Source organism: Mesorhizobium sp. WSM4846, assembly GCF_055811415.1.
Genome location: NZ_JBVVPZ010000002.1, coordinates 354,660 through 365,712, shown reverse-complemented (window position 1 = coordinate 365,712; position 11,053 = coordinate 354,660). Strand labels below are relative to the sequence as shown.

10 protein-coding genes and 1 pseudogene are annotated in these 11,053 nt (G+C 63.7%); 2 read left to right on the top strand and 9 right to left on the bottom strand.

The window, feature by feature from the left end; all coding sequences use genetic code 11:
- Positions 1-2,108, top strand: a pseudogene (locus AC0L15_RS03960) (chromosome segregation protein SMC); the annotation flags it as partial.
- 172 nt (positions 2,109-2,280) lie between these two features.
- On the top strand, positions 2,281-3,264 hold the full coding sequence (locus AC0L15_RS03955) for an NAD-dependent epimerase/dehydratase family protein (protein WP_287244993.1): 984 nt from the start codon (positions 2,281-2,283) through the stop codon (positions 3,262-3,264).
- A 77-nt stretch (positions 3,265-3,341) separates the two neighbouring features.
- Here AC0L15_RS03955 and AC0L15_RS03950 read toward each other — a convergent pair whose 3' ends face one another.
- From AC0L15_RS03950 to AC0L15_RS03910, 9 genes are all read right to left on the bottom strand, one after another.
- Positions 3,342-4,172, bottom strand: a complete 831-nt coding sequence (locus AC0L15_RS03950; protein WP_287244990.1) for a BtpA/SgcQ family protein — start codon at positions 4,170-4,172, stop codon at positions 3,342-3,344.
- Positions 4,169-5,077 carry a PfkB family carbohydrate kinase gene (locus tag AC0L15_RS03945; RefSeq protein WP_287244988.1) on the bottom strand — a complete coding sequence of 303 codons (909 nt, stop codon included), beginning with the start codon at positions 5,075-5,077 and terminating at the stop codon, positions 4,169-4,171. Before AC0L15_RS03945 ends, AC0L15_RS03950 begins: the two co-directional genes overlap by 4 nt.
- Positions 5,078-5,080: 3 nt before the next feature.
- Positions 5,081-5,851 (bottom strand): glutamine amidotransferase, encoded by a 771-nt coding sequence (locus AC0L15_RS03940; protein ID WP_236388019.1) that lies wholly within the window; start codon positions 5,849-5,851, stop codon positions 5,081-5,083.
- A gap of 19 nt (positions 5,852-5,870) precedes the next feature.
- Complete coding sequence (locus AC0L15_RS03935; protein WP_287244987.1) at positions 5,871-6,980, bottom strand: phosphotriesterase family protein; 1,110 nt, start codon at positions 6,978-6,980, stop codon at positions 5,871-5,873.
- Positions 6,981-6,984: 4 nt separating this feature from the next.
- Positions 6,985-7,995, bottom strand: a complete 1,011-nt coding sequence (locus AC0L15_RS03930) for an ABC transporter permease (protein ID WP_473495923.1) — start codon at positions 7,993-7,995, stop codon at positions 6,985-6,987.
- Positions 7,992-8,789 carry an ATP-binding cassette domain-containing protein gene (locus tag AC0L15_RS03925; RefSeq protein ID WP_473495922.1) on the bottom strand — a complete coding sequence of 266 codons (798 nt, stop codon included), beginning with the start codon at positions 8,787-8,789 and terminating at the stop codon, positions 7,992-7,994. Before AC0L15_RS03925 ends, AC0L15_RS03930 begins: the two co-directional genes overlap by 4 nt.
- A 75-nt stretch (positions 8,790-8,864) precedes the next feature.
- A complete protein-coding gene (locus AC0L15_RS03920) occupies positions 8,865-9,803 on the bottom strand; it encodes an ABC transporter substrate-binding protein (RefSeq protein WP_473495921.1) in 939 nt (312 codons plus the stop codon).
- A 120-nt stretch (positions 9,804-9,923) separates the two neighbouring features.
- Complete coding sequence (locus AC0L15_RS03915; RefSeq protein ID WP_473495920.1) at positions 9,924-10,535, bottom strand: cupin domain-containing protein; 612 nt, start codon at positions 10,533-10,535, stop codon at positions 9,924-9,926.
- A gap of 16 nt (positions 10,536-10,551) precedes the next feature.
- The gene (locus AC0L15_RS03910) at positions 10,552-10,881 is read right to left on the bottom strand and encodes a hypothetical protein (protein ID WP_473495919.1); all 330 of its coding nucleotides are present in this window, start codon (positions 10,879-10,881) and stop codon (positions 10,552-10,554) included.
- Positions 10,882-11,053 lie beyond the last annotated feature (172 nt).

The following is an 11,053-nucleotide window of genomic DNA, read 5'->3' as shown; positions in this document are numbered from 1 at the left end:
CTCCCCGCCCGCCCGCGGGGGGGGCCCCGCCCCCGCGCGCGCGGGGGGGGGGCGGGGGGCGGGGCGCCCCCCCCCCCCCCCCCCCGCCGGTTCAGGATGCAAAGGCCGAGCTGGCGCGAATCGAAACCGAGGCCCGCACGCTGGCCAAGATCCTGAATGCCGCGAGCGGCGACCTCTTCCCGTCCGTGCTGGAGCAGATCAGCGTCGAGCGCGGCTACGAGACGGCACTGGGCGCGGCCCTTGGCGAAGATCTTGACGTGCCGCTCGACCGCAGCGCGCCGGTGCATTGGGGCCAAAGCGAGGCCCAGCCCGGCGACCCCGCTCTGCCCGAAGGCATCAAGAGCCTTGCCAGCGTCGTCCGCGCGCCGGCGCAACTGGCCCGCCGATTGGCGCAGATCGGCATCGTCGACGCTGCTGAGGGAAGACGGCTGCAGGCGCAGCTTGCTCCCGGGCAGCGGCTGGTCAGCCGCGAAGGGGCGCTCTGGCGTTGGGATGGTTTCACCGCCAGCGCCGACGCGCCGACAGCCGCCGCGCAGCGGCTGGCGCAGAAAAACCGGCTGTCCGAACTCGACGCCGAGGCGGTCCACGCGAACCGCATCCTGCGCCAGGCCGAAGAGGCCCTTGCCGATGCCGAGCAGGCGCTTGCCCAGGCGAGCGAGGCCGAGCGCAATGCCCGTCAGGCCGGGCGTGATGCCCAGCATGGGCTGGACGCCGCCCGCAACGCGCTGGCCGAGGCCGAGAAGGCCGGCGGCGAGCTGTCGAGCCGGCGCGCCGCCCTTGACGAGGCGCGCGCGCGCATCGTCGACAGCCATGAAGAGACGGCCGCGGCTTTCGTCGAGGCCGAGATGCTGCTGCAAAGCGCTCCCGATCTCGGTGACCTGCAGTTGCAGCTCGATCAGTCGGCCGCCAACGTCGCTCGCGACCGCGCCACCCTTGCCGATGCCCGCGCCGTCCACGAGGGCTTGAGGCGGGAAGCGGAAGCGCGCTCGCGCCGACTCGACGCCATAGGCGCGGAACGCCGCAACTGGCTGGAGCGCGCCGAAAACGCCTCGACGCAGATCGCCGCACTCGGCGAACGCAAGGCCGAGGCCGAAGCCGAACGCGAAAGGCTGGCCGACGCACCCGACGAGATCGACGCCAAGCGGCGCGCCTTGCTGTCGCAGCTTGCCGAGGCCGAAAGCCTGCGCCAGGCCGCCGGCGACCGGTTGCAGGAAGCGGAAAACAAGCAGTCCGAACTGGACAAGGCCGCGACATCGGCGATCCAGTCGCTGGCCGAGGCGCGCGAAACCCGCGTCCGCGCCGAAGAGCGGCTGACCGCTGCCGATGAAAGACGGCTGGAGGTCGAGGCGCGCATCCAGGAAACGCTGAACACGCCGCCGCATCTGGTCATCCGCCACACCGGCCTGGAGGCCGACAGCCCGATGCCGGAGATGACTGAGATCGAGCGTCAGCTCGACCGGCTGAAGATCGAGCGCGAGCGGCTCGGCGCCGTCAATCTGCGCGCCGAGGAAGAGCAGAAGGAACTGTCCGACCGGCTGGAGACCATCGTTTCCGAACGTGAGGACATCATCGAGGCCATCCGCAAGCTGCGGCAGGCGATCCAGAGCCTGAACCGCGAAGGCCGCGAACGGCTTCTGGCTGCCTTCGACGTGGTCAACGGCCATTTCCAGCGGCTGTTTTCGCATCTGTTCGGCGGCGGCACCGCGGAACTGCAACTGATCGAGTCCGACGATCCGCTCGAGGCCGGTCTCGAAATCCTTGCGCGGCCACCCGGCAAGAAGCCGCAGACGATGACGCTGCTTTCCGGCGGCGAGCAGGCGTTGACGGCGATGTCGCTTATTTTTGCCGTGTTCCTGACCAATCCCGCGCCGATCTGCGTCCTCGACGAAGTCGACGCACCGCTCGACGATCACAATGTCGAGCGTTTCTGCAATCTGATGGACGAAATGGCGGCCACCACCGAGACGCGCTTCGTCATCATCACGCACAACCCGATCACCATGGCCCGCATGAACCGGCTGTTCGGGGTGACCATGGCCGAGCAGGGCGTCAGCCAGCTCGTGTCGGTCGACCTGCAGGCGGCCGAGGCCCTGCGCGAGGCGAGCTGACGCGTCGACCGCACAGCTTGTCGGTAGCGCCTGTTGGGGCTTTCGGCTAAAACACGAATTGGACTGGGTCGGTTCCGTTCATTCTGATGAGCGTTTTGATGTTGCGCATGATCCTCTCCGAAATCGATCTCGATTTCGCGATCATGTGCCAGCATATGCGTGGAGAACCTTGTTGCCTGTACTTGTCACGGGAGCCGCAGGATTCATCGGCAGCCATGTTTGCCATCATCTCCTGAGCAGGGGGGAAGCGGTCGTCGGCGTCGACAACATGAACGACTACTACGACCTGGCGCTCAAAAAGGGGCGCCTCGCCCGCTTGCAGCCTTACAAGGATTTTTCATTTCACCAGATCGACATCGCCGAACAGGGCGCTCTTGCCGACGCTTTGGCCGGGCAAGGCATAGTCAGGATCGTCCATCTCGCCGCTCAGGCGGGTGTGCGCTATTCACTCGACAATCCGAGGCTCTATGTCCGTTCCAATGTTGTCGGCCATCTCGAAGTGCTCGAATTCTGTCGCGCGCAGCCCGCATTCGAGCATCTGGTCTATGCCTCGTCGAGCTCGGTCTATGGCGGCAACCGGAAGGTGCCGTTCAGCGAGACCGATCAGGTCGACAAGCCCGTCTCGCTCTACGCCGCCACCAAGAAGTCCGATGAATTGATGAGCCACACCTACGCCCATCTCTTCGGGGTGCCGCAGACCGGTTTGCGATTTTTCACCGTCTACGGTCCCTGGGGCCGGCCCGACATGGCCTATTGGATATTCACCAAGGCGATGCTCGAAGGCAAGCCGATCCGGGTGTTCAACAATGGCGAGATGTGGCGGGATTTCACTTATGTCGAGGATGTGGTGAGAGCTGTCGTTGCCGTGCTCGACAAGCCGCCATCGGCTGAAGTTCCGCCGAGCAGGCTCTACAATGTCGGCAACAACCGGCCGGTGCGGCTCGGCGATTTCATCGACACTCTGGAAAAACTGCTCGGCGTAAAAGCGATCCGCCACAGCGAGCCGATGCAAAGCAGCGATGTCGAGCGGACCTATGCCGACATGACTGCGCTGGAGCGCGATTTCGGCTTCAAGCCGAGCGTTTCGACAGAAGACGGGCTGAAAAAATTCGTCGACTGGTACCGGTCGGAATGGGCTGGATCAACGACAAGGTGACTGCGCCCTGCGGGTCATCGCCTGCGGTCTCCGCGTTTGCGGCCCGAGGGGCGCGACTTCGCTCCAATCGCCGCCTGTCATCGCCTCAGCCCGGCCATGAAGGTCTTTACTCGGGCAGGGTCGACCTGGTTCCACCAGACGCCGTCATGCTTCAGCGCACTGGCGATGATGACGCCGTCGACGATGCCAAGGATATCGTTGGCATTGTCGGGCGTCACGCCGCTGCCGACCAGCGTCGGCAGGCCGGCGGCCTCTTTGATCATGCTGATATAGCTCAGATCCGCAGCGTGCCCGGTGCGTTGACCGGTCGCAATGATGGCGTCGGCGTCGAAGAAGACCAGATCCTTGACCAGTTCCTCCACCGGGCGGTCGGCAACGATCGCGTGCGCGCCGTGCTTGACATGAGCATCGGCGAAAACGCGGATGCCGTTGGCGCGCAGCCTGGCGCGGTAGCGTGCTGCGCGACCCGACTCGCCCTCGACAAAGCCCTCATTGGCGACATAGGCATTCGCCCATTGATTGACGCGGATGAAGCCCGCGCCGGAGGCGCTGGCGATCGCAAGGGCAGGGATCGCGGCGTTAGCGAGCACATTGATGCCGATCGGCTTGCCGAACTCGCGGCGGATACGGTCGGAAATAACCGCCATATAGGCCGCTGTCTCCGGTCCGATATCGTCAGGTTTGGCAAACGGGATGTCGCCATGGTTCTCGACGATCACGCCGTCGCATCCGCCATCGAGATAAGATCTCGCATCGTCCAGACCGCGCTGATAGATCGCCTCGACCGCCTCGCCGTCATAGCGCGGCGCGCCGGGAAGCGGCGACAGGTGAACGACGCCGATCACCACCTTGGTGCGGCCGAAAAGGTCTACGAGCGCGTCGCCGCCTGATTGACCGAGTTGGGTCATGAGAGCTCCGTTTGATCGATGAGCGCCGCCATTTCAGACGCGGAAGGACAGGATATCAATGTGCCCGGGCGAGTCACCGCAATTGCGGCAGCCGCGAGCGCGAACGTCAGCGCTGGGGCAACCGACATTCCCTTGGCAAACCCGCCGGCCAGGCAGCCGCAAAACACATCGCCGGCGCCGCTGGTGTCGAGCGCCTCGACACGTGGTGCCGGCAAACGAAACGATCCTCCCTGGTCCGGACCAAGGGCGAGACAGCCTTCCGCACCGAGCGTGATCACGACTGTCCCGGCGCCTTTGGCCGCCAGCGCGTCGGCGGCGGCTGCCATGTCATCCTGGCCGGTCAGCGCTTTCGCCTCGGATTGATTCACCACCAACACCTGCGCCAGGCCGAAGTCAGGCAGAGCCGCCGCATCGATAGGGCTGGCATTCAGGACGGTGCGCGCGCCATTTTCCTGTGCTGCCCGCAGGCAGGCATCTATCGCGGCGCCTCGCAGGTTTCCTTGGCAGACAACGATGTCGCCAGACGCGATTCGGCCCGCAAGTGCAGTTTGTGCGATCGGATCGAACGCCTCGCTGCAGGCGACGCCGCTGACGATGAAGTTCTCGCCGCCGGCCCCAATGACGATGGTCGAGCGGTCGCTTGGCAGGTCGAATTCAATCGGCTCGAGGTCAGACAACTCCCTGTCGAGGCGGCTCCTGATCCATGCGCCTGCGCGGTCCTTGCCGAGCGCCGTCCAAAACGTTACCGCAGCCCCCGTGCGCGCGGCGGCAACCGCCTGGTTTGCTCCCTTGCCGCCGAGGCCGTCGGCGTAGCTGCTGGCGTTCAAAGTCTCGCCGGCGGCAGGGAAGCGGCCGACGCGAAAAATCGTGTCGACGCAGGCATTGCCGACGACATGGACATGCATCGCTCAGCTCTCACCGATCGCCCAGCTCAGCATCTGCTCGAACAGGGTTTTGTAGCCTTTCCAGGCGATGAACTCCGGTGGCAGCCAATGCGGCCCGACATCGGACGTCCAGGCCACAGTGCGGCCCTTGCCATAGTGGCCGGTGACGAGCAGCGGCAGCGAGTCATAATCCGACGACACGGTTGCCAGGACTTCCGCCCCGTCTTTCAGCGTCACCTCGTTGAAGCCGAGCAGGACTGGCCAATCCGAACCGAGACCCCTGAGGATCGGATGGTCCGAGGAGGCTTTCAGGACAGGCGAAAACCCTTCCGGCACCTCGACGCGGTCGTCGAAGGCGAGGCAGTTCACCGGCAGCGCCTCCTCGACCGGCGTCTTGCGGTAGCGCGCGCCGCCATTGATGCCCTGGAAGCTATAGTAGCCGCCGAACATCAAAAGCCCGCCGCCGTCGCGCACATAATCGCGCAGCAGCCGCAGGCGGTTCGGCGTCGGCTTGGAGTGAACCCAGGTGTCGGGATGCAGAAGCAGCGTGTTGGCGCCGATGTCGGAGAGCACCACCGCGTCATAGGCCGAAAGCGCCTCCATTGTTTGCGGAAAGCTGCGCTGTGCCTCATGCGCCGGCATGAAGGTCACGTCGAAGTCGGTCGCTTTCAGCGCCGTCAGCAATTCGTCCGCCCCGGTGTGGTAGGTGACCGTCGGAAACTGGTCGAAGCCTTTGATATGGGTGGCGGTCGACACCCAGGATTCACCGGCAAGCAGGATCTTTTTCTTGGACATTTGAACTCCGTCGTAAGTCTCAGCCGTAAGTCTGGGCTTGATTCTGCCGCGAGAACACGGCTTTCGGATTGGCGATAAGCATGCGGTCGATGGCTGGCTGCTCGACGCCATGCCGTTTCAGGCGCGGTATGAAATGCTTGAGGATGTAGCCGTAGCCGAAACCGCCGAAGCGGGTCAGCATGATCTTGAGGAACACATCCTGCGACAAGAGCAGGCGATCGCCGAAGCCGGCCTCGACAAGTGCCGCGATTGCCCGCGCGTTCTCTTCGTCGGAGGGCGATTGCGCGTCCTGATCGGCATAATAATAGTCCATGCCGATCATGTCGTATTCCAGGAACGCGCCGCGCCGGGCGAGGCTTGTCTGGTAGTCGAGATCGTTGTGACTGGGGTTCATGTGGCAGAGCACAGTGTGGCGAAGATCGGCGCCCTCGGCCTCCACGACATCGAGCACATCGTGCGCCAGCCGCTCCCAGCCGGGCAGGTGGATCGACAGCGGCACGCCGGTGATGCGCGAGGCCCGCGCCGAAGCTCGCAGCGACTTTCGTTCCTCCGAAGTAAAATCCTTGCTGACGCCGATCTCGCCGATCAGGCCGGCCAGGATCGGCGGCTGCGTCTCGCCGCCGCCGACGTCGTTGACGATGAACTCGGTCACCGCGTCGACATCCATCGCCTTCAGCCATTCGGGATGGGTGTGCTCCAGATAGAAGCCGGTGCCCATGACGATCTTCAGGCCGGACATGCGGCTGATGCGGGCGAGCTTTTCCGGCTCGCGGCCGATGCCGGTATTGGTCGCATCGACGACGGTGTGGCCGCCGAGCGCGCGATAGCGTTGCAGCTCAGACAGCGCCAGGTCACTGTCGTCGAGCGAAACATTGTCGCGGTTGACGTAAGGGTTCATGCGCAATTCGCCGATGATCTCGATGTTCACCGGCTGCTCGGCGAGCGCCATGTCGTCGGGATGACAGGGACATTTCCAGCTGCGCGCACCGTCGAGCAAGATGTGCTCGTGCATCAGCGTGACGCCCATTTCTTCGACCGGAACGGGGCCGAGCACGGTCATCACATGACCGGTTTCGACTCCGATCGCCAGCCTCTGCCTGGGAGCCGCGTCATCGAAAAGATCACTCATGGGCTCAACGGCTCCGCACGGCGCCGCGGAACAGGCGGAAGTTCAGCCAGATGGCGATCAGGATGATCGTTCCGGTGACGATCGGCGTCAGGAATGGCGACAGATGCGCCAGGATAAGACCGTTGCCGATGACGGCCACGGTAAGCGCGCCGAGCACGGTGCCGACGATCGTTCCGCGGCCGCCGAACAGGCTGGTGCCGCCAAGCACGACGGCAGCGATGACTTCGAGCTCAAATCCTTGTCCGGCATTCGACGATCCGGATCCGAGCCGGGCAGCAATGATGATCCCCGCAAGAGCTGCTGCGGCGGCGGAAATCACGTAAACGAAAAGCGTCGTCAGCCGCGTGTTCACGCCGGCGCGCCTGACCGCTTCGGTGTTGGCGCCGATGCCGGTCACGTAGCGGCCGAACGGCGTCTCGTTGAAGGCGATATAGGCGATCGCCAGCATCGCCAGCGCGATCAGCGCCGGCGCCGGCACGCCAAGCAGCCAGGCGCGGCCCAGCACCGTGAAAGGGCTGCCCGGCTCGATGGGGATCGAGTAGCCGCCGGTGATCAGCAGCGCCACGCCGCGGATCACCGAAAGCCCGGCAAGCGTGACGATGAAGGCCGGGATGCCCTCATAAGCGACGAAATAGCCCTGCACCGCGCCAAGCAAGGCGCCCAGCGCAAGCATGGCGAGGATGACCAGCGGCCATGGCAAACCCAGTTGCAGCAATGTCGCCGACAACGTTGCCACCAGTGCCAGCACGGAGCCGACCGAAAGGTCGATGCCGCCGGTGGTGATGACGAAGGTCATCGCCGCGGCGACGATCAGCAGCGGTGCCGACTGCCGCAGGATGTTCAGCAGATTGGGCGACGTCAGAAAGGCGTCCGTCGCCACCGAAAAGATGACGCTAACGATAAGAAAGAACAGCGCGATCGACACGACGCTGCCGTTGGCGAGCACCGCATCTCGCCATGTGCCTGCGCGGACTCTTCGAGACTGCGCGGAGCGAGTCGAAGCCGCTTCGCTCATGCTGGCGCTCCATCGGGATAGGCGTTGGTGGCCGAACGAGCGTTGAACTTGCGGCCCACGATCAGGTTGACGACATCCTCGATATTGGTTTCGCCGATCAGTCGCTCGGCGACGTTGCGTCCTTCGTACATGACCTGAATGCGGTCGCATACGAGGAACAGATCCTGAAGCCGGTGGGTGATCAGGATGACACTGACGCCGCGGGCGCTGACGGTGCGGATCAGGTCCAGCACAGCCTCGACCTCGGCGACGGCGAGCGCCGCCGTCGGCTCATCCATAATCAGCACGGACGGCTCGAACGAGGCGGCGCGGCCGATCGCGATCGACTGTCGCTGTCCGCCGGACAGGTTTTCGACCTTGAGCCGCGTGTCTGATATAACTATGCCGAGACGGTCGAGCATCTGGCGCGTTTGCTCGTGCATGCGCTTCTTGTCGAGAAAGGAAATGCCGGCGATGCGGCGGCGCGGCTCGCGGCCGAGAAAGAGATTGCCGGCGACGTCGACCGTGTCGCAGAGCGACAGATCCTGATAGACCATCTCGACGCGCGCCGCACGCGCGTCCGCCGGCGAAGTGAAGGTCACCGGCGTTCCATCGATCTCGATCGTGCCGGCATCGGGAACCACGGCTCCCGACAGCACCTTGCTCAACGTCGACTTCCCGGCGCCATTGTCGCCGACCAGCCCCAGGACCTCGCCCGGCCTCAGCACCAGCGACACGTCATCGAGCGTCTGAATGGCATTGTAGCGCTTTGAGATGCCGCTCATCCGCACCCGATAGGTCTCGCCACTGCTCATCTTTGGATCCCACGGGATTGCAAAGCGTCCGCGGCGTAGCCCTTCGCGGCGCCGCGGACGGGTCATCGAGGCAGTCTACTGGAACATCGCGCGGTATTGTTCGACATTGTCCTTGGTCACGATCGTCACCGGAATATTGATGATCGGCTCGACCGTTTCGCCCTTCTTGAGCTTGGCCAATGCTTCGACAGCGGCCTTGCCTTCGCCGGCCGGGTCCTGCTGGACGACCGCCACCACCCAACCATCATCGATGCCCTGAACGACCTGCTTGGTCAGGTCCCAGCCGAACACCTTGACGTCGCCGGTGCGGCCTTGGCTGGTTACGGCCGAAACAGCGCCGAGCAACGCCGGCTCGCCGGTCGCATATAGCGTCGTCATGTCCGGATTGGCGGTCATCAAATTTTCCGAAGCGCTCATTGCGGTCTCCTGGACATTCTGGCCATCGACCGTGTCGAGGAAGGTGATCGCCAGGCCGCTGTCGGTGACCGCCTTCTTGAAGCCGTCGAGCCGCTGGTTCTGGATGAACGAATTGAGCGCGCCGACAATGCCGATCTTGGCAGTGCCGCCCATCTCCGACTTCACATGATCGGCATAGAATTTGCCGATATCCTCGCCGGCCTTGGCGTTGTCGACGCCAATGAACGCAACGTTGTCGCCGTCCGGGATCTGCGCGTCGATGGCGATCACGGGGATGCCGGCCGCCTTCGCGGCGGTGATTGCAGGCTTGACGCCATTGACGTCGATGGCGACCAGAATGATGCCGTCGACTTTTTGTGTGATGTAGTTCTCGATCGCGTCGTTTTGCGCGCTCGGCACGTTGTTGGCATTGAAGATGACCAGCTTGGCGCCGGCGGCGTCGGCCGCCTTCTGCGCGCCCTCGTTGATCTGGTTGAAGAACAGGGCCTGCTGGTTGATGTTGACGAGAGCGAACGTATCGGCGAACGCCGACCCCATCGCTGTCGAGCAAATGGCGACGACGGCGGCGCAACGGACGAGAAGTTTGAACGGACGCATTTACGGGTTCCCCTTGCTTGCGGGCCAAACCTATTCGGCTGGTCCCATTGGTGCTACAGGCACGAGCAAACATTCAAGAGACTTGAATATTTGTCAACGTCTTTGAATCTCTGAACGCCGTCAGAAGGTCGCCGGCGTGTTGACCCAGAAAATGCTGGCTCTCTCCTTGCCAATGTTGCGGTAATGGTGCGGCAGCTCCGACCTGAATACGAACGCATCGCCGGTGGCGAGGTCATGGCCCTTGCCGTCGACGATCAGCTTGATTCGGCCAGCCAGCACATAGCCGACTTCCTCGCCGACATGCTGGATGGGACCTTCGCTCTCGCCGTCTGCCTCGATATGATGGATGTTGCACTGCAACAGGTGTCCGGGCGAATATGGAATGATGCGTTCGAGCGAGATGCCCTCGCCGCGCCTCAGCGCGTCGAGCGAGATCAATGGCCGCGCGCCTGCGCGGAACACGATCGCCTCGTCGTCGTCGACCTGTTCGAACATCCAGCCGATATTGGTCTCCAGAGCTTCGACCAGGCGGTGAAGCATGGGCAGTGATGGCGAAGCCTTGCCGTTCTCGATCTTGGACAAAAGGCTTTCAGAGCAGTGCGCAGCTGTCGCCAGCGTCTTCAGCGTCATGCCCCGCGTCTGGCGGGCGAGGCGCAACCGCGTTCCAAGCCGCGCGGCATTTACGGTGGCGTCCGTTTCGGACTCCGGCCGTCGCCGATCGATTTTGTTCATCCGTTCGCCAACCCATTCAACAGTCATGGGACAAGTGTCGCGCGAGCAAAAGACAGCCGCGACCGATTTGCAAGTGGTGATCTGTCAATTTCGACCTCCGGTGATTGTTTGCACCACCGACATTGGCGGCCAATCCCTGTAGCCAGATGCCTGCCCTGGACGCGCCGTTGCATTCGACGCCCTCGACGCTGACATTGGCCCCGGTGCCGCGAATGCCGAGATAGAGATCGGTGACGAGTTGCTGAACGTCCCGCCGGAAAACCATGGCATCTCGAACGCTGTTGATGGAAATTCCGGCCCTCGGCAATGTCCAGTCCGCGTTGCTGGCCGCGCGACTTCCGGCCAATCCGGAATGCTCTAGCCTAGGTCTGAAGTCGCCTCAACCGGAAGAGCGCTCCAGCCGGTTCTGAGCTTTCAGGAGCGTAGTGCGAGCTCTGGCGGGATCTTAGCCAGGCAGGCTGAAAATGCCGTCGACAGTCGGGTCGCCGTCAGGACTAAGCGAACCAGTCTCCGCTGTT